This window comes from Ruegeria sp. TM1040, assembly GCF_000014065.1.
Lineage (GTDB): Bacteria > Pseudomonadota > Alphaproteobacteria > Rhodobacterales > Rhodobacteraceae > Epibacterium.
This window is the reverse complement of sequence record NC_008044.1, coordinates 288940-314133: the sequence shown is the minus strand read 5'-3', so window position 1 is coordinate 314133 and position 25194 is coordinate 288940. Positions and strand designations below refer to the sequence as shown.

Here is a 25194-nt window from a genome sequence, read left to right as displayed (position 1 = left end):
GACGCGCCGTGGCACGCACCCCGAGGCACGCTTGCGCCTGAGAAAACACGACGAGGCAAGTGGTTTGCGCATCCACGCCACCGCCACGCCCCCATTTTTAGGGATTCCCGGCCCACAGTTGGATGCGAGACCCGGATTTCCCTTGACCTTCCGGACCGACCTCTGTTGAACCACACCCTGACTTTGCATGCATGAGGTGGCTGTCCAGATGGACGATCAGAACAAGAATCTACTGCTCGCAACCGCTCTGAGTTTCCTGGTGATCCTCGGCTGGTATTTCTTCTTCCCCCCGCCGGAAGAGGCGCCTCAGCCTGCGACTGAAGTCACTGAAACCGCGCCCCAAGGCGATACGACCGCACCTGCGGCCGCGCCCAGTGCCGGTGCGGCAACCGCCGAGGTCGACGCGGCCGCCGCCGAAACCGAAATCACCGAAGACGTCCCGCGCCTCACGATCGACACCCCGCGTGTCGAGGGCTCCATCTCTCTCAAAGGGGGCCGGATCGACGATCTGCGGCTCAAGGACTACCGCGAGACGCTGGATGACGATTCGCCAATCGTGACGCTCTTGTCGCCTGCCGGTCAGCCCCATGCCTACTACGCGCTTTACGGCTGGGCGCCGGGGGCCGGTCTTGGCATCGAAGATGTGCCCACCGCCAATACGCTCTGGCAGGCCGAAGCGGGCGCGACCCTGACCCCAGACACCCCGGTGACGCTCACTTGGGACAACGGCAAGGGCCTGACCTTCTCGCGCGAAGTTTCCATCGATGAGGACTATATGTTCTCGATCACCCAGTCGGTGACCAATAGCTCCGGCGCGTCCGTCGCGCTGGCGCCCTACGGCACCCTCGCCCGGCATGGCGAACCCGCCAACCTCGAGAACTTCTTTGTTCTGCACGAGGGCGTTGTGGGCATGGCCGATGGCGAGCTGTCGGAAATCGACTATGACGACATGACCGATTTCGACCCCGATCCCCGCGACGGGTCGCGCGCGCAGGTCAACACCGTGACCGAGAACGGCTGGATTGGCTTTACCGGCCACTACTGGATGTCGACGCTGATCCCCGCCCCCGGTGAGGCCTTCCGCGCCATCGCAAAATACGACGAACGCCGCGACATCTACCAGACGGATGTGGTTCTGCCGACCGTGACCCTCGCCGCCGGCGAGAGCACCAGCGCGAACACCCAGCTGTTTGCGGGCGCGAAGGAATGGGCCACCATCCGCGAGTATGAGCGTGCAGGCATCGAAGGCTTCCTCGACTCGATCGACTGGGGTTGGTTCTTCTTCTTCACCAAGCCGATCTTTGCCGTGCTGCACTGGCTCAATGCCGCGATCGGCAACATGGGTGTTGCAATCATCGCGCTGACGTTCCTGTTGAAAATCCTCGTCTTCCCGCTGGCCTATAAATCCTACGCCTCGATGGCGCGGATGAAGGAACTGCAGCCCGAGATGGAAAAGCTGCGCGAACGCGCGGGCGATGACCGTCAGAAGATGCAAAAGGAGATGATGGAGCTCTACAAGCGCGAGAAAGTCAATCCGGCCGCAGGCTGTCTGCCGATCCTGATCCAGATCCCGATCTTCTTCTCGCTCTACAAGGTGATCTTCGTGACACTCGAGCTGCGCCATGCAGCCTTCTTTGGTCCCTTCCAGGATCTCTCGGTGCCCGATCCCACCTCGCTCTTCAACCTCTTTGGCCTGCTGCCCTGGGCGGCACCGGCCCCCGACAGCCTGCTGTCGCTGGTCTTCATCGGCATCCTGCCGATCCTCCTCGGGGTCTCCATGTGGGTACAGCAGAAACTGAACCCTGCCCCGACGGATGAAACCCAGCGCATGATCTTTGCGTGGATGCCTTGGGTCTTCATGTTCATGCTGGGCGGCTTTGCCTCGGGCCTCGTGGTCTACTGGATCACCAACAACGTGATCACCTTCACCCAGCAGTATCTGATCATGCGCTCGCACGGCTATACCCCTGATGTCTTTGGCAATATCAAGTCAGGCTTCAAGAAGGACAAAGCCGAGAAAGCCGAGAAGAAATGACAGCAACTGTCAGACAAATGTGGCGGCACCCGATCAAGGGGATCGGGGCCGAACCACTGACAGAGGTCCGCTTGGAAACAGGCGGGCCTATGCCGTTGGATCGGGCCTGGGCAGTGTTGACCGGCACCTCCGAGGACACCGGCGCATGGCAGCCTTGCCGCAATTTTGCGCGCGGCTGCTTTGGTCCCGAACTGATGGCGATCACCGCCGAGACGCAAGGCAACCAGATCACCCTGCGCCACCCCAAACAGGGCGAGATCACCCTTGATCCGGCCACCGATGGCGCACGGCTTCTGGAGTGGCTCCTGCCGCTCTACCCCGCCGAGCGCCCTCAGCCTCATACGCTCATCAAGGCCCCCGCGGGCGGCATGGCGGATGCGGATTTCTCTGCCGTAGCGATCCTGTCGCTCACCTCCCTCAAGGCGCTTGGTGATGCGCTGGGACAGGAGCTCGACCCGCGCCGGTTCCGGGGCAATCTCTGGATCGACGGCACCGCCCCCTTTGAAGAATTTGACTGGGTCGGGCGCGAGCTCAAGATAGGAACCGCGCGCCTTGAGGTGGTGGACCGTATCACCCGTTGTCGCGCCACCGAGACCAACCCCGAGACCGGCGCGCGCGATGCCAACACGCTGAAAGCGCTGCGCGAGCATTGGGGCCACACCGATTTTGGCATCCGCGCCAGAGTCCTGAGCGATGGCGACATCGCGCTTTCCGACAGCCTAGAGGTTCTGTGATGCAGCTTCCCTTTCCCCTCGCCGAAGAGCCCGATGCAGCGGCCATGGAAACCGGGCGCAAGCTCTTTGCCGGCCAGTCCGAGTTCCTCAAGGGCGTGGTCGCCATGTCCGGCCTGCCGCCCGCGGACCGCATCGAGGTCTGCTTTGCCGGGCGCTCCAACGTGGGGAAATCCTCGCTCATCAACGCGCTCACCGGCACCAAAGGGTTGGCGCGCGCCTCAAACACGCCGGGGCGCACGCAGGAGATCAACTTCTTCACCCAGGGGCCCGAGCTCTATCTCGTGGACCTGCCCGGCTATGGCTATGCCAACGCGCCGCTCGCCGTGGTGGAGAAATGGCAGCGTCTCCTGAAACAGTATCTCTCGGGCCGCCAGACCCTGCGCCGCGCCTTTGTGCTGATTGACACCCGTCACGGTGTCAAAAAGGTCGACGAAGAGATCATGAAGCTTCTTGATACGTCGGCCGTGACCTTTCAGGTGGTGATGACCAAAGCCGACAAGGTGAAAGAGAAGGACCGCGCCAAAATCCTTGATCAGGTGCGCGACGCGCTCTCCAAACACCCCGCCGCCTATCCCGAGATCGTGCTGACCTCCTCGGAAAAAGGCGACGGCATCGCCACCCTGCGCTCGATTATCGCGCATCTGGACTAGGCGCCTGCGCCGCCTGCTGTCACATCTGGGCCTGATGGCCATTCTGATCGCCGGGTTGATCCCGGCGGGCTGGATGCCGGTGACGGCGCAGGATGGCAAGGTGCTGCTGGTGCTCTGTACCCCCGAGGGCGTCGAGGAACGCTGGGTCGATCTGGGCGCGCCTGTGCCGGCCCACGACGAAGACCAAAGCACCAGCCGCGACTGTCCGTTTGCGGCGCAGCCCACGCTTGCGGCGCATGACGCGGTCCTCCTGCCCCTGCCCCTGAGCGGGCCGGAGCGCGATCTCTGGGCGCGCGCGCCGTTTACCCATCACAGCGCTGGCTTTCACTGGCGCTATGACGCCCGCGGCCCGCCCGCTCTCTCCTGATCCTTGCAAAAATCACCCTGATTTCACCGCGTTTTAACGTGGTCTTACTGGTATGGAGACATCCCACAATGGCACTCAGCCAAACCACCGGCGTGGACAGCCGTCCCGCCGCCCCGAACCTGTCGCAGAAATTCTACTTCGCCGCCTGGCGCTGGCATTTCTACGCAGGGCTTTACGTTATTCCCTTTCTGATCATGCTGGCCGTCACCGGTCTGATGATGATGTTCATCACGCAGGTGGACGGTCGCGACGGCGAGACCCTGCGCGTCTCAGTCACGGGCGTCGAGATGCCGATCGAGGCGCAGATGCAGGCCGTCCTGGCCGCCCAGCCTGGCGCAATTGTCGAATGGATCGCCCCCAAGAGCGCCGATCTCGCCACCGTCTATCGCATTGCCCCGCCTCAGGGCGGAAACCGGATGGTTGCTCTCAACCAATACACGGGCGAGGTGCTTGAGATCTGGGACCGGCGCGCCGGGTGGTACGACTGGGCCGACAATATGCATGGAACTCTCCTGATCGGAGAGACGGGCGACCGCCTGATCGAGATCGCAGCCGGGCTCGGGATTGTGCTGGTTGTCACCGGGCTCTACCTCTGGTGGCCGCGCGGCAACTGGCGTGCAGCGCTGCTGCCGGATCTGCGCGCGCGGCGACGCGCCCTATGGAAAAACCTCCACGGGGTGCTGGGCTTTTGGATGTCCGGCCTTCTGGTGGTGTTTCTCATTTCCGGTCTGGCCTGGACCGGCATCTGGGGTGAGAAATTCGTGCAGGCCTGGTCCAGCTTTCCGGCGCAGAAATGGGACGCCGTGCCCACCTCGGACAGCACCCATGCCGCGCATCTGAACCACGGCAGCACCAATGATGTCCCCTGGGCACTGGAACAGACGCCGATGCCCATGTCTGGCTCCACCGCCGGAACACAGGGGCTTGCACCGGGCGAAGCGGTCTCGCTGGGGTCGGTGATTGCGCTTGGGCGCGCGCTCGGGATGGAAGGCCGCTTCCGCGTCGCCCTCCCGCGCGATGCCAATGGGGTCTGGACCCTCAATCGCGACAGCATGTCCGGGGACAGCACGGACCCCTTTGTCGACCGCACGGTGCATGTCGACCAATACACGGGCAAAATCCTGGCGGACGTGCGTTTTGACGATTATTCGCTGGCGGGCAAGGCCATGGCGGTTGGCATCCCCTTTCACATGGGGCTCATGGGGCTGTGGAACCTCGTTCTGAACACGGTGTTTTGCCTGTCGATGATCTTTGTCTGCATCTCGGGCATGGTGATGTGGCTCAAGCGCCGCCCCACGCGTGCCGCACGTCTCGCGGCCCCGCCGATGCCCGAGGATCTGCCGTTCTGGAAGGGTGCGGTGCTGATCGGGCTCTTTGCCTCATTGGCCTTCCCGCTGGTGGGTCTGACGCTCTTGGCGGTTCTGGCACTGGATGTGCTGATCCTGTCGAACCTGCCCCGCCTCAAGCGCGTGGTCAGCTGACCCTCGGCCCGGCTTTGCGCACAAGGCCGGGCCAATCCTGCGGCGTTCAGACGTGCTGCGCGCCGTTCACCTCGATCTCGGTGCCGGAAATATAGCTGCTCTTCTCCGAGCACAGGAAATAGATCGCATCCGCCACCTCGGAGGGCTGGCCAAGCCTGCGCATCGGCAGCTTTTCCACGATCTTGTCGGTGCCAGGGCTGAGGATCGAGGTCTCCACCTCGCCCGGCGCAATCGCATTTACGCGCACGCCCATCGGCCCGAAGTCATGCGCCATCTCGCGCGTCAGCGCCGCCAGCGCCGCCTTTGAGGTGGCATAGGCCGCCCCCGCAAAAGGATGCACCCGACTGCCCGCAATCGAGGTCACATTGACCACTGCCCCCTTGGCCGCGGCCAGTTCCTCGCGCAGGCCGCGCGCCAGCACCACCGAGGCAAAGAAATTGACGTGAAACACCTTGGCCCAATCCATCAGATCGGTGTTGAGCGTGCTCAGCCGCTCGCCATCGGGGCCCTTGGGCGAGATACCCGCGTTGTTGACCAAAGCGTCAAGCCTGCCGTCCTCCAGACGTTCCTGAATGACACCAACCGCATTGATGGTATCCGAGGGGTCCGACAGATCCAGCTGCACATGGTTTTCCTCGCCGCCGCCCCAGGGGCATTCCTTGGGAAACGGTTGGCGTGAACAGGTAATCACCCGCCATCCCTCGGCGTTGAACCGGCGCACGGTGGCATGGCCGATGCCCCGGCTGGCTCCGGTCAAGAGCAGGGTTTTGCGACGCATGGGCTGTCCTCTCACGGCTGATGCTGCGCAGACCTTAGCAGCCCGTGCCGCCACGGCAATGGCATCCGGCACAGCAGAGGGCGCCCTGCACCACCATGCGGGTCAGATCCCCATCGGAGAGGAGCGCTGCAACCAGATCCTGCTTGGCAGGCGGGCCGGAAATGCGTAACACCGATGGAACACTTCGCCCCGGCATCCCCCGAGGCCTCAGGACCAGACAGATGAAGACCAGAGACATGAACCGCGACTGGATTGCCACTGCCGAAACCCTCTCAAGCGCCCTGCCCTACCTGCAGCGCTATGACGACGCCATCGTGGTCATCAAGCTCGGCGGTCACGCCATGGGCAGCGACGAAGGCATGGAGAGCTTTGCCCGCGACGTGGTGCTTCTACGTCAGGTGGGCGTGAACCCGGTGATCGTGCATGGCGGCGGGCCGATGATCAACGCGCTGCTCGACAAGCTGCAGATCAAGTCCGAATTCGTGAACGGCAAGCGCGTCACCGACGCAGCCACCATGGAAGTGGTGGAGATGGTGCTCTCCGGCATGGTCAACAAGCGCATCGTGCAGGCGATCAACGCCCAGGGCGGCAAGGGGATTGGCCTGTCGGGCAAAGACGCCAACCTCATCACCTGCGAGGCAACCGATCCCGCACTTGGCTTCGTGGGCACCCCTTCCGAGGTGAACGCCGACATGCTGAAGAACCTCTTTGAAAAAGAGTTCATCCCCGTGATTGCCCCCATCGGCTCCGGGACGGCCGGCGAAACCTTCAACATCAACGGCGACACCGCCGCAGGCGCCGTGGCCGCCGCACTCAAGGCCGACCGGCTCTTGCTGCTGACGGATGTGGCCGGTGTGAAGAACGCCGAAGGTGTGGTCGTGACCGAGCTCAAGGCCGCCGATGTGGAGGAAATGACCGCCGCGGGCGTGATCGCCGGTGGTATGATTCCCAAGACCGAGACCGCTCTGGCCGCCGTCCGCGGCGGGGTGCGCGCCTGCACCATCGTCGACGGACGCGTGCCCAACGCGGTCCTGTTGGAGCTGTTCACGGATCACGGCGCAGGCTCGATGATCCGCAGCTGATCCTCAGCTGATGCGCTGTATTGGTCCCGGGCGTCTCGGGACCACGACCCGGCCGATACAAATGCCCCGCGCAGCCCTTGTCTGCGCGCAGGCTTGCCAGAACGCCCGGTTCAGGGTCTTCTGGGGCAATGGCAGCCCCTCAGTTTTCTCCAGACCTTCAAAACCGATACGACCAGCTCTCGGCAGCGCTCCCTCCGCTTGGTTTGATGGTTTATGGCAGTGTTCACCCTAAACGTGTGCCTGTGCCCGGCTATGATAGCGGCACATTGATCCTGATCGGCGCCGCGTCTACCTTTTGGCAGGTGCTGTCAACCGCCCCCGAGGGCCGCGACAACAGGCCGGATCCGGTTGATCGCTACTCCCGCCGGGTGATTGAAAGACTGGCGCACGACCATGGGGCACAGAAGGCAGAATTTCCCTTTGGCGGGCCACCCTACGCGCCATTTGTCGCCTGGGCGCTCGCCTCGGGGCGCGCCTTCACATCTCCGTCGCAACTGCTGGTGCATGATGAGGTCGGCATGCTGATTTCCTACCGCGGAGCCCTGTTTTTTGACGAGACATTTGCGACCCCACCGCCCCGGCTTTCCCGCTCTCCCTGTGCAAGCTGCGCCGCGCGCCCTTGCCTCTCGGCCTGCCCCGTACACGCCTTGGTTGACGAAGGCCCCTATAAACTGGCAGCCTGCCACAACCACCTGGACACACCACAGGGGGCGGAGTGCATGGCATCGGGCTGCATCGCGCGCCGGGCCTGCCCGCTCAGTGACGGTGCCGGACGCCAGCCTGCGCAATCTGCCCACCACATGAGATATTTTCATCGCCCATGACCTGTACCCTGTTTCTGACCCGCCACGCAAAATCCGCCTGGAACACCGACGCCCCCAGCGACCACGCGCGCCCGCTGAACACGCGCGGCCGCCGCTCGGCCGCCGCTCTGGGCGCCTGGGTCCGCGAACAGAGCAGCCCGCCTCTGCAAGTGCTCTCCTCCTCGGCGCAGCGCACCCGCGAGACCTATGATCTCATGGCACTCACCGCTCCGGCGACCTTCACCGAGCGCCTCTATCATGCCACGCCCGAGATCCTCTACGATGTGCTGCGCGAGGCCACCCAGCCCAATGTGCTGCTGCTGGGCCATAATCCGGGTCTTTTGGCCTTTGCTCATGATATCGTCAAACATCCGCCGCCACACTCGCGGTTCGACGACTACCCCACAGGGGCAACTCTGCTGGTCGAGTTCGACATCGCGCATTGGGCCGAGATGCAACCGCACAGCGGCCGGGTGATCGATTTTGTGGTCTCCCGCGAACTCTTGGGAGAATAACCGCGCCTTGCCTGCAGAGGCCCCGCGCGGTAGGCTCTAGCTCAGACACAGGAGATTTGATGTCCCGTTGATACCGGCGCAACCGCGCCAGTGCTGCACCCCCAACCAGGCAATCGCGTGCCGCTTCGGCCGCTCCTGCTGGTGTGTGCAATCCCATCAACTCCTCCGCCGCCCTGTGCGGCGCAACACGGGACAGTCCTGACAATGATCAGACCCTATTCTCCGTCGGATAAATCGACGGTCCTCGACATCTGGCGCGCGGCAAGTGCCATCGCCCACCCGTTCCTCAGCCAAAGGCTTGTGGCCGAGGCCGAAGCCATGATCCGCGACCAGTTCCTTGACCTTGCCGAAACCTGGATGATCGCGCCGGGTGCCACACCCGTTGGCTTCATCGCACTCTTGGGCAATGAGGTCGGCGGGCTGTTTGTTCTTCCAGACCATCAGGGCAAGGGCTACGGGCGCGCCCTTCTGGATCACGTACAAGCGCGCCGCGAGGCGCTCACGCTCAGTGTCTTTGCGGCAAACCACACGGCGCGTCGTTTCTACGAGGCCTACGGTTTCACACCTTTAGAAGAACGCCTCAACCCTTTCTTCAAACACAAAGAAATCGTGATGCGCCTACCAAGCTGACGCAGGAACCGGAGCGCAAAAGCAACTGCGCTCTGCCTTCAGCTTTTTGAAAATATCCCGGGGGTCGGGCCCGCAGGGCTCGAAAGGGGGCAGCGCCCCCTCCCCCCATACCATGCGAAAAGGCCGGGCATCGCCCGGCCTTTTCTCAATTTGACAACAGATCTCAGTGACCGAGGATCTGGCTCAGGAACAGCTTGGTGCGTTCGCTTTGCGGATTGTTGAAGAACTCTTCGGGCTCGTTCTGCTCCACAATCTGCCCCGCATCCATAAAGATCACGCGGTTCGCCACTTGACGGGCAAAACCCATCTCGTGGGTCACGCAGAGCATGGTCATGCCTTCTTCGGCGAGCTCGATCATGGTGTCGAGCACTTCCTTGATCATCTCCGGATCGAGCGCCGAGGTCGGCTCGTCAAAGAGCATGATCCGAGGCATCATGCACAAGCTCCGTGCAATGGCCACACGCTGCTGCTGACCACCGGACAGCTGACCGGGATATTTATCCGCCTGTTCGGGGATTTTCACCTTTTCGAGGAAATGCATCGCGCGCTCTTCAGCCTCCTTCTTGGGCGTCTTGCGCACCCAGATTGGGGCCAGCGTGCAGTTTTCCAGAATGGTCAGATGCGGGAAGAGGTTGAAGTGCTGGAACACCATGCCAACCTCGGAGCGGATCTTGTCGATGTTCTTGAGATCATTCGACAGCTCGGTCCCATCCACCACGATCTTGCCCGCCTGATGCTCTTCGAGCGCATTGAGACAGCGGATCAGGGTGGATTTGCCGGAGCCCGAAGGCCCCGCGATGACGATGCGTTCGCCCTGGTTCACCGTCAGGTTGATGTCGCGCAGCACGTGAAACGCGCCGTACCACTTGTTCATATCGGTGATCTGGATGGCGACCTCATCCGAGACTTTCATCTTGGAGCGGTCGATTTCTCGGTCGAGAGCAAGTTCAGACATATGTTGAACTCCTTAACGGTGGCCAGTCTGGAGTTTGCGCTCCAGGTACATGGAATAGCGGGACATGCCGAAGCAGAAGACGAAGAACAGAAGCGCGATGAAGCCATAAAGCTCCCACACGAGGCCGTTCCAATTTGCGTCAGCACGGATGGCGTTTGTCAGGTTCAGCGGGTCAAAGAGACCGATGACCGACACCAGGGTGGTGTCCTTGAAAACGCCGATGAAGGTGGAGACGATGCCCGGAATGGAGATCTTCAATGCCTGCGGCATGATGATCAGACGCTGCGCCTGCCAGTAATTGAGGCCAAGACTGTCGGCACCCTCATACTGACCCTTGGGCAGAGCCGCGAGGCCACCCCGGATCACCTCGGCCATATAGGCAGAGGCAAAGAGCGTCACCATGATGAACACACGCATGATGATGTCAAAGTTCGTCCCCGGAGGCATGAAGATGTTCAACAGCGTCGAGGCCACAAACAGAAGCGTGATCAGCGGCACACCGCGAATGAACTCGATAAAGCCCACGCAGAGTGTCTTGACGATCAACAGGTCCGACTGACGACCAAGCGCCAGCACGATCCCGATCGGCAAGGACAGACCGATGGCCACAACCCCGATGAGGATCGACAGCATGAAGCCCCCGAACTGGCGCGACTCGACAGATTCCAGTGCCAAAGGCACGATCCCTGCAAGAACCGACGCAATGAACGACGCCACAAAGAGCCACCAGACAACGGCGCCAACGACCCCTGAAATCAGGCCAATCAGTTCCGACGTCGCTTGCGACACCGCTTTGTAGACGAAGTAGCCCACAACAAAGCCCGCTGCGATCATAACCGGCGTCCAAACGGTACCGCCCCACAGAAGCCAGGGCATCAGGAACGGGTATGCTGCGCTGAAGTAGATCAGCTTTGCAGGCACCTTGTCGGCAAAGAGCACCGGCGCCAAAGCCACGAACAGCAGCAAGAAGGCCAGAACCGGTCGCCAGCGCAGGTCAGCCGTCCCCGGCTCGGAGCCATTCGGGTAGAACCCAAACAGCAGCTGCGGCCAGCGTTCGGCGATCACGCCCCAGCAGGCCCCGGCATTGTGGCCCGTGCGGCCCAGCTCTTCAAAGATGACACGACACTCCGGGAGCGAGCCCGCCGACCATGTTGGCACCCAGGCCCAAGTGATCAGCCCTATCAGGATCTGGATCACAAAATAGAGCGATACCAGGGTCAGGACCGAGTTGAACCAGTTCGAGAACAGGTTTGCGCGCATCCAGCCCAGCACACCCACTTCGCTTGCAGGGGGTTCTTTGGGCGGCAGCATCTCTGTGCGTACAAAAGAAATGTCACTCATGTTACCGCTCCACCAGTTTGACGCGATTGTTGTACCAGTTCATGACGCTGGAAATCAGCAGGCTGATCGTGAGGTACACGAGCATGCCCAAAAGCACGGTTTCCAACTCCCGTCCGGTCTGGTTCATGGTGATCCCCATCAAGGTCCCGGTCAGATCCATGTAGCCCACGGCGATCGCGAGCGAGGAGTTCTTGGTCAGGTTCAGATAGTTAGAGATCAGCGGCGGAATGATCACGCGCAGCGCCTGCGGCAGGATCACAAGGTTCATGATACGCTTGGGACGCAGGCCAAGGGCGGCGGCCGCCTCTGTCTGCCCCTTGGAGATCGCAAGGATACCAGAGCGCACGATTTCAGCGATAAACGCAGCCGTGTAAAGCGAAAGCGCAAGCCACAAAGCGATCAGGGAGTTCCGCAGGTGAGTGCCGCCCGCAAAGTTGAACCCCTTGAGCGCCGGATAGCCCAGATGGAACCCCAGCACGAACAGCAGCAACGCCGAAGGCAGCACAACCACGGCAGAGCGCATGTGCCAGGTGGTTGGCCGAAGCCCCGTGCTCTCCTGTGTCTGATCGGCCCAGAGGCGGATGCGTTTGGAGACATAAAGGCTCGCGCCCAGAACGACCAGCAACGCGATCAGGTCCAGCGAGACGTCAAAGCGAACAGCTGAATCACCAAAAACACCTATGTTTCCAAGGGAGTTATGGAACAGCGGCTCCGGGACATAGACACCGCGGTTGGTGACGGCAACGCTGTCAAAGACGCTCATGGTCGCTTCGGGGTTTTCCCCCCGGAACGCCCGCGGCGCAGGCAGGGTCTCGATCAGGATCGCCATGATGAACACGATCCACAAGAGCAGCGGCACGTTGCGGAACATCTCGACGTAAACGGCCATCAAACGGGCAACAAGCCAGTTCGAAGACAGGCGCAGAACACCGATGATCACACCCAGAATGGTTGCGGTAATACAGCCCAGAACGGCCACAACCAGCGTGTTCAACAGCCCCATCAGGGACGCGCGCATGTGGCTGTCCTGATTGTCATAATCCAGAAGGCGCTGGTTGATGTCATAGCCCGCAGGCTCTGACAGGAATCTGAAACTGGGCTCTTTACCCAGATCTGCTAGGTTTTGTGCGGTATTGCTGATGATTGATCCAACCAGGATCAAGAACCCGATCAGCGCGACAACCTGAATGGTGGCTGAGCGATAACGGGTGTCGTAAATCAGCATCGACAGCCGAAAAGTCTCTTTCGGCGGGTCAGTCAAAGTCGACATATGTTGGGATCCCCGAGGCCTGCGGTTCCAATCCTCCCGGTGAGGTTCTTCCTCACTCCGGGATCAGCCGCAGATTTCGTTATTCTTTAACTTGGAAGAAGGGCGCGAGGAGAACCTCACGCCCTTTTCCGGTTTCGCTAATTAACGGAACGGCGGTGCGTAGAGCAGGCCACCATCGGTCCACTGTGCGTTCAGACCACGCGCCAGGCCAACCGGGGTGTCTTCGCCGATGGTCTTGGCAAAGATCTCACCGTAGTTGCCGCCAGCGGCCAGCGCTTTTTGAGCAAAGTCAGCTTCCAGGCCAAGCATCTCGCCGAGGGTGCCTTCGGTGCCGAGCAGACGGTTGATTTCCGGGTTGTCGGTACCTGCAGCTTTCTCAGCCAGGTTTGCGGAGGTGATGCCCAGCTCTTCAGCTGCGATCATTGCGTTCAGAGTCCAGCGCACAACGTCGCCCCACTCGTTGTCACCGTGACGGACCAGCGGGCCGAGCGGCTCTTTGGAGATGATCTCCGGCAGAATCACGTGGTTTGCTGCGTCGTCAAAGGTCGCGCGGGTTGCCGCCAGACCGGATGCGTCGGTGGTGTAGACGTCGCAAGCACCGGCCAGATACTGCTGGCGCGCTTCTGCGTTGGTCTCGATCGGAACCGGCTCATAGGAGATGTTGTTGGCACGGAAGAAGTCCGCGAGGTTCAGTTCGGTGGTGGTACCGGTCTGAATGCAGACAGTTGCGCCGTCCAGCTCCTTGGCGGAGGACACGCCCAGCTCTTTGGGGACCATGAAGCCCTGACCGTCGTAGTAGTTCACGCCGACGAATTCGAACTTCAGGTCAACGTCGCGGCTGAAGGTCCATGTGGTGTTGCGGGCCAGCATGTCGATCTCGCCGGAGGCCAGTGCGGTGAAGCGGGTCTTGCCGGTGGTCGGCACGTATTCGACCTTGCTCGGGTCACCCAGGACGGCTGCAGCAACAGCGCGGCAGACCGCGATGTCAAAGCCTTCCCACTCACCGTTCGCGTTCGGCGCAGAAAAGCCGACCAGACCGGTGGAGACCCCGCAGTTCAGTTTGTCGCGTGCCTTGACGTCGTCAAGCGTGCCGGCTGCGGCTGCACCGGCTGCGAGACCGGCCACGGTCAGCGCGCCAAAGAATACGGAATTGTTCATGTTTACCTCTTCCTGACTATCCACCTGAGTTTGGTGGTTCTTTATCACCCACCCCGTCACGGTGCGGGCTGTTTGAAACGGGGTTGGCCCCGTTTTCGAGGCCGAGTTTGGGCGGATTCATCAACGTACGTCAAGGGCAGTATCACCGAAATCAATGGGCTTTTCGCCTTGAACCGCGTGAGGCTGGTATTTTTTGCGCAGCCTTTGGCGCGAATCACAGACCGCGCGATTCGGCAAACGGCGCTCCGACCGGAACGCCGCCATCGATGTCGCAAAAACGCAGATGGATTCGCACTGCTCTCGGCGCGCGGCTCAGGCGCGGGCGTAGAAGGCTGCCGCGTGCTCAAAGGCCTGTTTTTTCTGGGCTTCGATGGCCTGTGCCTCGTCATCGGGGCCCCAGAGCTCTTCTTGCCAGCGCTCATCAATGCGCGAAATTTCCCAGATCTCATCCAACGCGCGCCAGCCCTCTGCGGTGGCGAATCCAAGGATCAAGGATCCGGTCAACCCCACCAAATCGTGAAAGGCCGCGAGCTGAAACGGCGTCATTTGATGCACTCGGGTGCGCAGGGTCTCCAAAGCGGCGCTATCCTGGGGTGCATGCAGGATCCCGGCACGCGGCAAGAGGCGTGCGCCCAGCGCGCCCTCGGCCCAATCGAGCGCTGCGTCCCAAGATTCGCTCTGCCGCGCCACCAGTCCTTCGGGGCTTTCGGCGCGGTAGCACAACAGATCACTGTCGCCGTATTCCGCCAGCATATCCGCCACCTCGGCAAACTGTACCGCGACCTTGTCGATGGCCGCATTGGCAGAGCGCGTGTAGGGCATCGACAGCGGGTCGATTTGCTCCTCCTGTGCGTCCCACTCGGCGGCGATGGCGTCGGCCAGCGCGCGCGTGGGCACCAATAGCGCGGTTTTTGCCGGTGTTTTCACGCGCCGCCCGTCCAGAGCCACGGCAAAACCGCTGTCGTCCTCCTCGACGCTGACTGCTTTCCAGAATCGCTTCTGTTTCCATTCACTCATCTAGGTCTGTCCTTCTTCGTCTCGGTCTTCGTCTCGGTCTTTGTCTCTAGCGTGGTCGCTGACGGGATCAGTCCGACCAGATCCGGCGCAGCAGATCCGGCAGGGCGCGATAGTCCGAAAGCATGTGATCGGCGCGCAGATGCGCAGCCGGGTGATAGCCCCAATCCACGCCGATGGTCTTGACCCCGGCGGCGCGACCCATCTCCATGTCGAATGTGGTGTCGCCAATCATCACCGTGTCGGCAGGCGGGATGCCCGTCTCCGACATCGCCGTGAGGATCATCGAGGGATGCGGTTTGGAGGGGTGGTGATCGGCCACCTGACGGGTGACGAACATTCCCAGATCATGCCCCTCGATCAGCGCGTCCAACCCGCGCTGAGATTTGCCGGTGGCCACACCAAGGATGTATTCCGGCACCGCATGAAGCGTGTCCAGCACCTCGCGCGCACCGGGATAGAGCGGCGAATGTGCTGCCCCCTCGCGCTGTCGCGCTGCCATATACGCCTGCTTATAGCCCTCTACGAGCGCACCCTGTGCCTGCGCCGATTGCTCCGGTGCCAGTTGCGCCAGCGCCTGCGGCAGCGACAGCCCCACAATCGAGAGGATCGCCGCATGCGACGGGGGCACAAGCCCCTCGCGTTCAAAGGCCTCGTTCATGCAGGCCACAATGGTCCCCTGGCTGTCCACCAGGGTGCCATCGACATCAAACAGAATGAGCTTTAGCGCAGAGGTCAAAACAGCGTCTCAAACGGGTCGTCGGCGGCCAGATCCTCGGTCCAGCCAAAGGTGTCCCAGCTCTCTTTCATGTGGTCGGGCAGCGCGGCAGTCACTGTCACCACTTTGCCGGTGACGGGGTGTTCGAACTGCAAACGGCGCGCATGCAGGTGCAGTTTCTTCGAGATCAGACCGCCGATTTGCGCGCCCCAGCCATCGCCGAGGTTCTCCTGACCCGAGCCGCCATATTTGCCATCGCCAATGATCGGATGCCCCATGCCCGCCATATGCGCACGCAGCTGGTGGGTGCGGCCCGTCACCGGCTCCATCGCGACCCAGCTTGCACGGCTCGCAACGCGGTAGAGCGTGGCATAATAGGTATGCGCGCGCTTTGCCCCGGGCGTGGCATCCACATCGCGCGGATCAACGGGGATCATCTTTTCGCCCTCGCCGGATTTGCCATGTCCCGGCGCCTTTACGAGCCCGGTCTTGATCTCGCCAAGGTAGGGCGTCGGCACGCCTGCCACCAAGGCCCAGTAGATCTTGCGGGTGTTCTTGTGGCGAAAGGCTGCGGTCAGCCCCTGCGCCGCCTTGCGGTTGCGCGCCAGCACCAAGAGCCCGGATGTGTCCTTGTCGAGACGATGCACCAGCCGCGGCTTGTCCTCGGCGTCAAAGCGCAGTGCTTCCGAGAGGCCATCTACGTGTTTGGTGGTGCCAGAGCCGCCCTGCACCGCCAGTCCGGCCGGTTTGTTGATCACCAGAACATCGTCGTCCTTGTAGATCACGCAATCGCGAATCATCTTGGCGTCAGCATCCGAGATCTTCACCGGGCGCGCCTCGGCCGGTTTCATGTCGCTCTCGGCCAGCGGGGGCACCCGCACAACCTGTCCCGCCTCAACACGGGTGTTGGCCTTGACGCGACCGCCATCCAGACGCAGCTCGCCCTTGCGACACATCTTCTCGATGCGGCCCTGGTTCACATGCGGGAACAGACGCCGCAACCAGCGGTCGATCCGCTGGCCGCCGTCGTCTTCGGTCACGGTGATCATTTGCACGCCGCTCATGTCAGCACTCCTCTGGCCGCCATCATGCCAAGGGCAAGGGCTGCAATAGACAGGCCTGCGGAGAGGCCAATATAAAGCGCGGCCTGCCCGTAGGCCCCACGCTCGAACAAGGTAACCGCCTCCAGTGAGAAGGCCGAAAATGTGGTGAACCCGCCCAGAACGCCGGTCATCACAAAGGGCGACAGATGCGTCAGCCCCTTATGCGCCGCCAGCACCACAAAGGCCCCCATCAGGGCAGAGCCAAGGATATTCACCCCAAGCACCCCGACCGGAAACCCCGTCGGTCCCAGCGCGCGCAGCACGCCGACACCGATCAGGTAGCGACAGCTTGCGCCGATCGCGCCCCCAAGCGCCACATTCAATACGGTTATCAACATGCCCGCTCCCTTCGCGCGGGGCGCGCAGGATGTCAAGTTTTGCGGCTCATCCCGGCCCCCATGGCCGCTCTGCACCAGACGCAAGCCCCGACCAGCTCCTCGCTGAACGCTTCACAAATGCGACAGCTTCCAGTGGGTGGAAGTCTTGCCCCCGCGCGGCCGCCCACTAGGGTTATGACATCGAAATCCAAAAGGTGTGTCATGAACCCCAGCCGTCGCCATGTCCTTGCAGGTCTCACCGCATGTGCCAGCCTGCCCGCCCTGCCCCGCTTTGCACAGGCCAGCACAGAGACAAATGTGGAATCAGCGGCGCATCGTCTGACCCTTGCCCCGGCCCGCCAGCAGATTGCACCAACCGACTATCCCGCCACAGATCTGTGGTGCGTCAACGGCACAATGCCGGGCGAAACCCTGCGCCGGACACAGGGCGCGCGTCTGGTGGTTGAGGTCGACAACCAGCTCCCGCAGGCCACAAGCCTCCATTGGCACGGCATCCGCATCGACAATGCCATGGACGGGGTGCCGGGCGTCACCCAGGATCCGATCCAGCCCGGCACGCGCTTCACCTATGACTTCGCCCTGCCCGATGCGGGCACATATTGGTATCATTCCCACGCGCAATCGGTGGAGCAGGTCGAACGTGGCCTGCAAGGCGCATTGATCATCGAAGAACCCGACGCGCCCGACGTGGATCAGGACCTGCCGCTGGTGATCGACGACCTGCGCGTCACAGCCGAGGCGGCGATAGATGCCAATTTCGCCGTGCCGCACGATCTGTCACACGCCGGGCGCATGGGGAACATCCTGCTCTGCAATGGCAAAATGGTTGCCGATCATCCCGTCAAAACCGGAGACCGCTTGCGCCTGCGCCTCATCAACAGCGCCAATGCGCGTATCTTCACCCTCGGCCTGCAGGGCCTCGAGGGCTGGGTGATGGCCTATGACGGTATGCCGCTGGCCACCCCTGAGGCGCTGCCGGACCGGCTCCTGCTTGCCCCCGCCCAGCGCGTCGACCTCTTTGTGGATGTGACCGCAGCCGCAGGCGAAGACGCCTTCCTTGTACAGTTTGAACGCGATGGTGGCTACGAGCTTGCGCGCTTCCCGGTGGCTTCCGGCACCCGCGCCCGCCGCCCCGCGCCCAGCGCTCTGCCCCCCAATCCCGACTTCCCGATCGACCTCCCGTCCGCGCGCAGCGTCGATCTCATCACCGAGGGCGGCGCGATGGCGTGGCTCAGCGGCGCCAGGTTCAAGGGCGAGGATCTCTCCGGTCAGGATCTCGCCCAATTGGGGCAGTTCTGGGCGTTCAACGGCAGCGCCGGCCGCCCGCCTGAGCCCTTTGTGACCGCGCGCCTCGGCGAGACCATTCGCATCCGCATGGTCAACGACACTCGCTTTCCGCATGCGATGCACCTCCATGGCATGCATTTCTCCGAGGTCCGTGCGGACGGCAGCCTCGGCCCCCTGCGCGACACACTCCTGATGCTGCAGGGAGAGACCCGCGAGATCGCTTTTCAGGCGCACAACGCAGGCGACTGGCTCTTTCACTGCCATATGTTGTCGCATCACGCCGCGGGCATGGGCACATGGGTGCGCGTCACAGCCTGACGCCGCCCTTTCTTCTAACAGAAAATATCCCCGCCGGAGGCCTTCAGGTTTTGTCCGCAAAACCTGATTTACTCTCCTTGGCGCTGGATGCGTTTCTTGGCAAAGAATTCCGTGCGCTTGCGCAGTTCGCGCTCAAACCCGCGCTCCACCGGCTGATAAAGCACAGGGCGTTTGACCCCGTCGGGAAAATAATTCTGCCCCGAAAACCCATCCTCGGCATCATGGTCGTAGTCATAGCCCTTGCCATAGCCCTGCTCCGCCATCAGCTTGGTCGGCGCATTGAGGATATGTTTGGGTGGCGACATCGACCCGGTCTCCTTGGCCAGACGCCGCGCCGCCTTATAGGCCATGTAGCCCGCGTTGGTCTTGGGCGCGAGCGCGAGGTAGATCACCGCCTGCGCCAGCGCCAACTCGCCCTCGGGCGAGCCTAGCCGCTCATAGGCCTCCCAGGCCTGAAGGCAGATCGCCTGCGCCTGCGGATCCGCGAGCGCAATATCCTCCACCGCCATCCGGGTCAGGCGCCGGGCGAGGTATTTGGGGTCCTCGCCGCCCTCCAGCATCCGCGCAAACCAATAAAGGGCCGCATCCGGGTCCGAACCGCGCACCGATTTATGCAGCGCCGAGATGAGGTTATAATGCTCATCGCCGGATTTGTCGTATTTCGCCGCCCGCCGCATCAGCCGCGTCGCCAGCGCCTCGCGGCCCAGGGGCTGGTCGACCTTCCAGGCCGAGACCTGCTCGATCAAATTCAAGAGCGCCCGCCCGTCGCCATCGGCCATCTGATGCAGCGCATCGCGCGCCTCGGGCGACAGCGGCAAGCGGCGCTCCAGCGCCTGTTCCGCGCGCTGCGTCAGCCGCTCCAGATCCGCAAGGCTCAGGCGCTCCAGAACCAGAACCTGCGCGCGCGACAACACCGCGGCATTGAGTTCAAAGCTCGGGTTCTCCGTGGTGGCCCCCACCAGAAGGATGGTGCCATCCTCCATATGCGGCAGGAACCCGTCCTGCTGGGCCTTGTTGAAACGGTGGATCTCATCCACGAACAAGAGCGTGCCCTGCCCGTTCTGGCGCCGGATCTTGGCGGCCTCGAACACTTTCTTCAGATCCGGTACACCGGTAAAGATCGCCGAGATCTGCACAAAATGCAGATCCGTCTCCTGCGCCAGGAGCCGCGCGATGGTGGTCTTCCCGACACCCGGCGGCCCCCAGAAAATGAGCGACGAGAGGCTCCCCGAGCTGAGCATCACCCCCAAAGGCGCCTCTGCACCCAGCACCTGGTCCTGCCCGATCACCTCTGCAAGGGTTCGGGGCCGCAACCGGTCCGCGAGCGGGCGCGGGGCATCACTGGCCCCGTTCTGCGCCGCCCGAGCGCCCGCCTCCTCGCTGTCAAAGAGATCCGCCATGTCAGAGCCGGAACCGCAGAGACACGCGCTGGCCCTGACGCATCAGGTCCATCCGCATCCAGCGGTCACTGCTCATCAGGAGATTTGCTACATCTTCGGGGGCCTCAACCGCCTCGCCGTTGATCGCAAAAATCAAATCCCCCGCGCGCACGCCGCCGCGTCCGGCATAGGGGCCGGGGTCCATCACCACAACACCCTCGGTCGATAGCGGTAGCTGCATCTTGGTGATGACCTGCGGGTTCACCCGTCCCACCACCAGACCCGGCATCGGGGTGCGCTCGCTCAGCGTGATCGGATCGGCGGCGGGGGTGTCAGGCGCTTCGATCAAGGCGACCTCAACAGTGTCCGTCTTGCCCTGACGCACCCGCGTCACCGCGCTGGTGCCGCCCAGTTCCGCCACCGACAAGCGAAAGGCCATCTCCGAGGGCGAGTTCACCGGCTCGCCATCCACGGCCAGCACCACATCGCCAACCTCAAATCCCGCCTCGACAAAGGGGCTCTGGGGGTGGAGCTCTGAAATCAACATCCCATCCACCTGACCAAGGCCCAGCGCTTCTGCCAGATCGGAATCCACCGGCTGGCCAGTCATCCCCGCCCAGGGGCGTTGAAACTCCTCTGCACCGGCCCGCGCCTGTCGCACAAATTCACGCACCAGATTGGCCGGAATGGCAAAGCCAATCCCGTTGGAGCCACCCGAACGGCTGAGGATCCGCGTGTTGATCCCGATGAGATCGCCATTCACATCAATCAGCGCCCCACCAGAGTTGCCAGGATTGATCGGCGCATCGGTCTGGATGTAATAGCCAAAGCCCTGCCCGCCGCCGGTACCGGTGCGCGCAAGCCCGGAAATAATGCCGGAGGACACCGTCTGACCGACCCCGAACGGGTTGCCGATGGCCAGGGTCAGCTCGCCCACCTCGACCTCATCACTGTTGCGCAATCCCAGATGCGGCAGCCCTTCGGCATCTTGCAGTTGCAGGATCGCCAGATCGGACGCCTGATCCGCAAGGATCACCTCGGCCTGATATTCACGGCGGTCGTTGGTCACCACGCGAATATCCGACGCCTCGCCCACGACGTGATAGTTGGAGACCACGATGCCATCTTCGGAGAGGATTACACCAGAGCCGAGCGAGTTCTGCACCCTTGGGCGCGGCTGGGCAAACTGGCGAAAGAAATCATCAAAGAAAGGATCATCGGCAAAGGGGCTGCGCGCACGGTCCTGACGGATGATCTTGGCATAGATATTCACCACAGCGGGCGCGGCCTCTTTGACCAAGGGGGCAAAGCCCAGCGAGATCTCGGTCTGGCTCTGCGGGATCTTGGTCTCTGCTGGTGACGCAAGCGGCAGAGCAGTTGCGAGGGCAATCGTCAGGGGAAGGGCGAGACTGCGGATCATGGGGCCTCCGGGACGTGATTTTGGTCCTGATGATATGCGAAGGCGCGCAGGGGATTGCAAGCCGCTGCTGCGCAACAGCACAAAGGCGGCTGAGGGGCGCTGCCCCTCCTGACCTGCGGTCAGTTCACCCCGGGATATTTTGGTCAGAAGATGAAGGGGGGCGGCGGTGCACCGCCCCGTTTCGTTTTGATCCGAGCTCAACCCGCCAGGCGGGCGCCCTGCGTGCGGCGTGTTTTGACCGCCTGGGCCAGTTTGCGCAGCTCGGCCTCGGTTTGCTCCCAGCCGATGCAGCCGTCGGTGATCGACTGACCATAGGTGAGTTTCGACAGGTCCCCGTCCTTGGGCAGATCCTGACGACCCTGTTCGAGGTGGCTTTCGATCATGATGCCGGTGATGCGGGTCTCACCCTGTGCCATCTGGCCGGCCACATCCGAGAGCACCTCGGGCTGTTTGGCGGGATCCTTGGCAGAGTTGGCGTGGCTTGCGTCGATCATCACCTGCGGACGGATGCCATCGGCTTCGGCCTTTTTGCAGGCTGAATCCACGCTCTCGGCATCAAAGTTGGTACCACCGCCGCCGCGCAGGATGATGTGGCAATCCGGGTTTCCGGCCGTCGCCGCAATCGCCGCGAGACCCGAGGGGGCCAGCGCCATGAAATGATGCGGTGTGGCCGCCGAGCGCACCGCGTCAATGGCGATCTGCACATTGCCGCGGGTGCCGTTCTTGAAGCCCACCGGGCAGCTCAGGCCCGAAGCCATTTCGCGGTGGATCTGGCTCTCGGTGGTGCGGGCGCCAATCGCGGCCCAGCTCACCAGATCACTGATGTATTGCGGCACCGAGGCATCGAGGAATTCGGTCCCCACGGGCAGGCCCATTTCGCTCAGATCCAGGCAGAGCTTGCGGGCGACCGACAACCCCTTGTTGATGCGGAAAGACCCATCAAGGTTGGGGTCGTTGATCAGCCCCTTCCAGCCCGCGATGGTGCGCGGTTTTTCAAAGTAGACCCGCATCACGATCTCAAGCGCATCGCCCAGCTCGGCGCGCAGCGGCGCAAGACGGCGCGCATAGTCCAGCGCGGCCTCCGGGTCGTGGATCGAACAGGGGCCGACCACGACGACCAGCCGGTCGTCGGCGCCATGCAGGATCTTCTGGATGCTGGCGCGCGCCGAGAGCACGGTTTCGCGCGCGGCATCTGTCAGCGGGTGTTTCACCGCGAGGGCTTCGGGGCAGATCAATTCCTGCATGTCGGTGATGCGCAGATCATGGGTCGGTGTCTGAGAGAGGGTGGTCATCGGGCGGTTCCTTGGGCGGGGGCCCCGCGTGGACCTCTGGGCAACAAAAAACCGCCCTCGGTCCCGGGGCGGTTTGGTGTGGTATTCGGCTGTTTCTGTCAGTTCAATTCAGAAACGCAAAGACCCTCCGTCCGCCATGTGGCGCGGATAAAAGTAATACCAGAACTGAGCGAACTGTTGGGTCATGGGCCGGACGCTAGCCGAGATTCGCCAGCCTGTCGATCCCCCAAATCACGCGGAGCGTCAGCGGGCCAGACCTCAAAACACAAGGCGCAGGGTTTATACTTCTGTGTCAGGCGCTTAGTTAAGGGTGGCGGAGGCTCCGCACCGAGTCCAACCCGATCCGAGGAGATCTCCGATGGAACAGGCCAAGTTTCTCAAGGGCAACCTGCTGCGCCATATCACGGTGATGTCGCTGACCTCATCGGTGGGGTTGATGGCGGTATTTGCGGTGGATTTCATCGACATGGTGTTCATCGCCATGCTCGGCAAGGAAGAGCTGGCCGCGGCGGTGGGCTATGCGGGCGCCATCCTGTTTTTCACCACCTCCTTCAACATCGGGATCGCCATTGCCGCGGGCGCCCTTGTGGCGCGGGCGCTGGGGGCCGGGGAGTCCGTTCTGGCCCGCCAGCAAGCCTCTAACGCGTTGATCTGGGGCGGGATTTTCTCAGCCATATTTGCGCTGGTGATCTGGTTCAACCTCGCCTCGCTGGTGGCGCTTTTGGGGGCAAAGGGGCGCGCGCTCGATCTGGCGGTGGCCTATCTGCAGATCATCGTGCCGACGCTGCCGCTCTTGCTGATGGGGATGGCCGGAGGGGCGATCCTGCGCGCCCATGGCGATGCCCGACGCGCCATGATGGCAACCATTGCAGGCGGCGTGGTCAATGCAGCGCTCGACCCGATCCTGATCTTCGGCTTCGATCTGGAGCTGATCGGTGCGGCCTGGGCCAGTGCCGCCTCGCGCGTTGCGGTTGCGGTCTTTGCCCTGGGGCCAATCTTTCGCCACCACGGCGGATTGGAGCGCCCGCCGTTTGCGCTCTTTGTGGCCGGGCTTGCGCCGATCTTTGCGATTTCCTTTCCCGCGATCCTGACACAGCTTGCCACGCCCGTGGGACAGGCCTTTGTCACCCGCGCGATGGCGGAGTTTGGTGAGGAGGCCGTGGCGGGCATGGCCGTGATTGCGCGGATGTCACCGCTGGCCTTTGGCACCATCTTTGCGCTCTCGGGGGCGATTGGCCCTATCGTGGGGCAGAACTACGGGGCGGGGAATTTTGACCGCGTGCGGCGCGCGTTCTGGGACGCGCTCCTGTTCACGGGGCTCTTTGTGGTGGCCGTGACCGCGATCCTCTTTGTGTTGCGCGCGCCCATTGCGGCGCTGTTTGATGCGCAAGGGACCGCGCTCTCGCTGATCTACCTCTTTTGCGGCCCGCTTGCGCTGGCGTTTTTCTTCAACGGGGCGATTTTTGTGGCCAATGCCAGCTTTAACAACCTCGGCCATCCGTTTCATTCCACATGGCTTAACTGGGGGCGGCATACCATCGGGACCATTCCTCTGGTCTGGATCGGGGCGCATTTCTTTGGCGCCCCGGGCGCGCTGATCGGCCAGGCCGTGGGCGGCGTGATTTTTGGGCTTTTTGCGATCTGGCTTGCACGGCGGGTGATCGCAGAGGTCGAGGCGCGCGGCGGCGCCCCCAAGGGTCCCGGCCTGTTCCAGCGTCAGGCGCGCCAGATCATCCTGGCCTTCAGTCGTCGCTAGCGCCCTTTGGGGCCGCGCGCCCGTATCCGGGGCGGCCCGTGCCGCTTTGGGCAACGTCAAAGTTCCACACGATGCAGAGGTTGGTGAACATCGCCCCGACAAAGGAATAGATCAGCTGCTCGGGCGACAGCACCAGAGCCGAGACCGCAAAAACGCAAGCATCAACGCCAAGCTGAAACCAGCCCGCCTTAAAGCCGGTACGGTGCTCGATGATGATCCCGAGGATCGTCATCCCCCCCGCCGAAGCGTTGTGGCGAAAGATCGCAATGAGCCCCGCCCCGCTACAGGCCCCGCCCAAAAGCGCAGCAATCCCAATGTGCAGCGTGTCAAAGCTCAGGTAGAGTGGCAGGATCTGCGCCCCGGCAGAGATCCCGAGCACCACGAGGACCGTGCGCAGGGCAAAGACCGCGCCCCGTTTGACCCACGCCAGCACCAGAAACGGCAGACCGATCATAAAAAACAACGGCCCAAAGCCGAGCGGCAGCACATAGGACAACAAGAGCGCAATGCCTGCCGTCTGTCCCGTCACTAGCCCTGCCGCCTTGAGGAACACCACCCCGAGCGAGCACATCAATACCCCGAACACCAACCCTTGAAGATCAAACAGGGTCAGGAGGGGTTTGGTCTGTGGGGTGCGCATCAGCGGTCTCCTTGAGGCTGTGTTCCCGTGATAAGCCGCTGCAGGACATAAAACAATCGCCGAGGCCGCCGGGGGGACTCGGCCGTGACGGCAAAGATCACGTAAGCGTGCACTGGACCACAGCGCCGTT

The 25194-nt window shown here is 62.6% G+C and carries 25 protein-coding genes; 11 read left to right on the top strand and 14 right to left on the bottom strand.

Annotated features, from left to right (window positions below; translation table 11 throughout):
- Positions 1–208 precede the first annotated feature (208 nt).
- The 5 genes from yidC to TM1040_RS05830 all read left to right on the top strand — a co-directional run bounded on the left by yidC (position 209) and on the right by TM1040_RS05830 (position 5267).
- Positions 209–2035: a membrane protein insertase YidC gene (gene yidC / locus TM1040_RS05850; RefSeq protein WP_011537656.1), complete on the top strand. Its 1827-nt coding sequence runs from the start codon at positions 209–211 to the stop codon at positions 2033–2035.
- Positions 2032–2769: an MOSC domain-containing protein gene (locus tag TM1040_RS05845; protein WP_011537655.1), complete on the top strand. Its 738-nt coding sequence runs from the start codon at positions 2032–2034 to the stop codon at positions 2767–2769. The genes yidC and TM1040_RS05845 overlap by 4 nt, the downstream gene beginning before the upstream one ends.
- Positions 2769–3419, top strand: a complete 651-nt coding sequence (yihA, locus tag TM1040_RS05840) for a ribosome biogenesis GTP-binding protein YihA/YsxC (protein WP_011537654.1) — start codon at positions 2769–2771, stop codon at positions 3417–3419. The genes TM1040_RS05845 and yihA overlap by 1 nt, the downstream gene beginning before the upstream one ends.
- Before the next feature lie 34 nt (positions 3420–3453).
- Entirely contained in the window at positions 3454–3786 is a 333-nt protein-coding gene (locus TM1040_RS05835) for a hypothetical protein (RefSeq protein ID WP_011537653.1), read from the top strand.
- Between the two features lie 68 nt (positions 3787–3854).
- Complete coding sequence (locus TM1040_RS05830; protein ID WP_011537652.1) at positions 3855–5267, top strand: PepSY-associated TM helix domain-containing protein; 1413 nt, start codon at positions 3855–3857, stop codon at positions 5265–5267.
- A 46-nt stretch (positions 5268–5313) separates the two neighbouring features.
- Here the strand turns inward: TM1040_RS05830 and TM1040_RS05825 are convergent, their stop codons facing one another.
- Together TM1040_RS05825 and TM1040_RS20215 are read right to left on the bottom strand one after the other, a co-directional pair.
- The gene (locus TM1040_RS05825) at positions 5314–6045 is read right to left on the bottom strand and encodes an SDR family NAD(P)-dependent oxidoreductase (protein ID WP_011537651.1); all 732 of its coding nucleotides are present in this window, start codon (positions 6043–6045) and stop codon (positions 5314–5316) included.
- Positions 6046–6079: 34 nt separating this feature from the next.
- On the bottom strand, positions 6080–6217 hold the full coding sequence (locus TM1040_RS20215) for a hypothetical protein (RefSeq protein WP_166485524.1): 138 nt from the start codon (positions 6215–6217) through the stop codon (positions 6080–6082).
- A 49-nt stretch (positions 6218–6266) separates the two neighbouring features.
- On the opposite strand from TM1040_RS20215, the gene argB reads away from it, so the two are divergent.
- The 4 genes from argB (at position 6267) to TM1040_RS05805 (ending at position 9075) form a co-directional block, all read left to right on the top strand.
- A complete protein-coding gene (gene argB, locus TM1040_RS05820) occupies positions 6267–7127 on the top strand; it encodes an acetylglutamate kinase (RefSeq protein ID WP_011537650.1) in 861 nt (286 codons plus the stop codon).
- 128 nt (positions 7128–7255) lie between these two features.
- Entirely contained in the window at positions 7256–7951 is a 696-nt protein-coding gene (locus tag TM1040_RS05815; RefSeq protein WP_011537649.1) for a hypothetical protein, read from the top strand.
- Positions 7948–8445: a SixA phosphatase family protein gene (locus TM1040_RS05810; protein WP_011537648.1), complete on the top strand. Its 498-nt coding sequence runs from the start codon at positions 7948–7950 to the stop codon at positions 8443–8445. The genes TM1040_RS05815 and TM1040_RS05810 overlap by 4 nt, the downstream gene beginning before the upstream one ends.
- 204 nt (positions 8446–8649) lie before the next feature.
- Positions 8650–9075, top strand: coding sequence for a GNAT family N-acetyltransferase (locus TM1040_RS05805; protein WP_011537647.1), 426 nt, complete (start codon positions 8650–8652; stop codon positions 9073–9075).
- 163 nt (positions 9076–9238) lie between these two features.
- Here TM1040_RS05805 and TM1040_RS05800 read toward each other — a convergent pair whose 3' ends face one another.
- From TM1040_RS05800 to crcB, 8 genes are all read right to left on the bottom strand, one after another.
- Positions 9239–10030, bottom strand: a complete 792-nt coding sequence (locus TM1040_RS05800; protein ID WP_011537646.1) for an amino acid ABC transporter ATP-binding protein — start codon at positions 10028–10030, stop codon at positions 9239–9241.
- A gap of 12 nt (positions 10031–10042) precedes the next feature.
- The gene (locus tag TM1040_RS05795; RefSeq protein WP_011537645.1) at positions 10043–11371 is read right to left on the bottom strand and encodes an amino acid ABC transporter permease; all 1329 of its coding nucleotides are present in this window, start codon (positions 11369–11371) and stop codon (positions 10043–10045) included.
- Position 11372: 1 nt separating this feature from the next.
- Positions 11373–12641 carry an amino acid ABC transporter permease gene (locus TM1040_RS05790; protein ID WP_011537644.1) on the bottom strand — a complete coding sequence of 423 codons (1269 nt, stop codon included), beginning with the start codon at positions 12639–12641 and terminating at the stop codon, positions 11373–11375.
- Positions 12642–12782: 141 nt separating this feature from the next.
- Positions 12783–13799 carry an amino acid ABC transporter substrate-binding protein gene (locus TM1040_RS05785; protein ID WP_011537643.1) on the bottom strand — a complete coding sequence of 339 codons (1017 nt, stop codon included), beginning with the start codon at positions 13797–13799 and terminating at the stop codon, positions 12783–12785.
- 312 nt (positions 13800–14111) lie between these two features.
- On the bottom strand, positions 14112–14816 hold the full coding sequence (locus tag TM1040_RS05780) for an ATP12 family chaperone protein (RefSeq protein ID WP_011537642.1): 705 nt from the start codon (positions 14814–14816) through the stop codon (positions 14112–14114).
- Positions 14817–14883: 67 nt separating this feature from the next.
- Positions 14884–15552, bottom strand: a complete 669-nt coding sequence (locus tag TM1040_RS05775) for an HAD-IA family hydrolase (protein ID WP_011537641.1) — start codon at positions 15550–15552, stop codon at positions 14884–14886.
- Positions 15549–16595, bottom strand: a complete 1047-nt coding sequence (locus TM1040_RS05770; protein ID WP_011537640.1) for an RluA family pseudouridine synthase — start codon at positions 16593–16595, stop codon at positions 15549–15551. The genes TM1040_RS05775 and TM1040_RS05770 overlap by 4 nt, the downstream gene beginning before the upstream one ends.
- The gene (gene crcB / locus TM1040_RS05765; protein ID WP_044026649.1) at positions 16592–16972 is read right to left on the bottom strand and encodes a fluoride efflux transporter CrcB; all 381 of its coding nucleotides are present in this window, start codon (positions 16970–16972) and stop codon (positions 16592–16594) included. The genes TM1040_RS05770 and crcB overlap by 4 nt, the downstream gene beginning before the upstream one ends.
- A gap of 201 nt (positions 16973–17173) precedes the next feature.
- Here crcB and TM1040_RS05760 point away from each other — a divergent pair, with 201 nt between their 5' ends.
- Positions 17174–18577, top strand: a complete 1404-nt coding sequence (locus tag TM1040_RS05760; protein WP_044026648.1) for a multicopper oxidase family protein — start codon at positions 17174–17176, stop codon at positions 18575–18577.
- A 68-nt stretch (positions 18578–18645) separates the two neighbouring features.
- On the opposite strand, the gene TM1040_RS05755 is transcribed toward TM1040_RS05760, so the two are convergent.
- The 3 genes from TM1040_RS05755 to TM1040_RS05745 form a co-directional block, all read right to left on the bottom strand.
- On the bottom strand, positions 18646–19977 hold the full coding sequence (locus tag TM1040_RS05755) for a replication-associated recombination protein A (protein ID WP_011537637.1): 1332 nt from the start codon (positions 19975–19977) through the stop codon (positions 18646–18648).
- A gap of 1 nt (position 19978) precedes the next feature.
- On the bottom strand, positions 19979–21376 hold the full coding sequence (locus TM1040_RS05750) for a trypsin-like peptidase domain-containing protein (RefSeq protein WP_011537636.1): 1398 nt from the start codon (positions 21374–21376) through the stop codon (positions 19979–19981).
- A 197-nt stretch (positions 21377–21573) separates the two neighbouring features.
- The gene (locus TM1040_RS05745; protein ID WP_011537635.1) at positions 21574–22668 is read right to left on the bottom strand and encodes a 3-deoxy-7-phosphoheptulonate synthase; all 1095 of its coding nucleotides are present in this window, start codon (positions 22666–22668) and stop codon (positions 21574–21576) included.
- A gap of 358 nt (positions 22669–23026) precedes the next feature.
- Between TM1040_RS05745 and TM1040_RS05740 the strand changes: the two genes are divergently transcribed.
- A complete protein-coding gene (locus TM1040_RS05740; protein ID WP_011537634.1) occupies positions 23027–24424 on the top strand; it encodes an MATE family efflux transporter in 1398 nt (465 codons plus the stop codon).
- Here the strand turns inward: TM1040_RS05740 and TM1040_RS05735 are convergent.
- On the bottom strand, positions 24411–25064 hold the full coding sequence (locus TM1040_RS05735; protein ID WP_011537633.1) for a YitT family protein: 654 nt from the start codon (positions 25062–25064) through the stop codon (positions 24411–24413). The genes TM1040_RS05740 and TM1040_RS05735 overlap by 14 nt on opposite strands.
- Between the last annotated feature and the right edge of the window lie 130 nt (positions 25065–25194).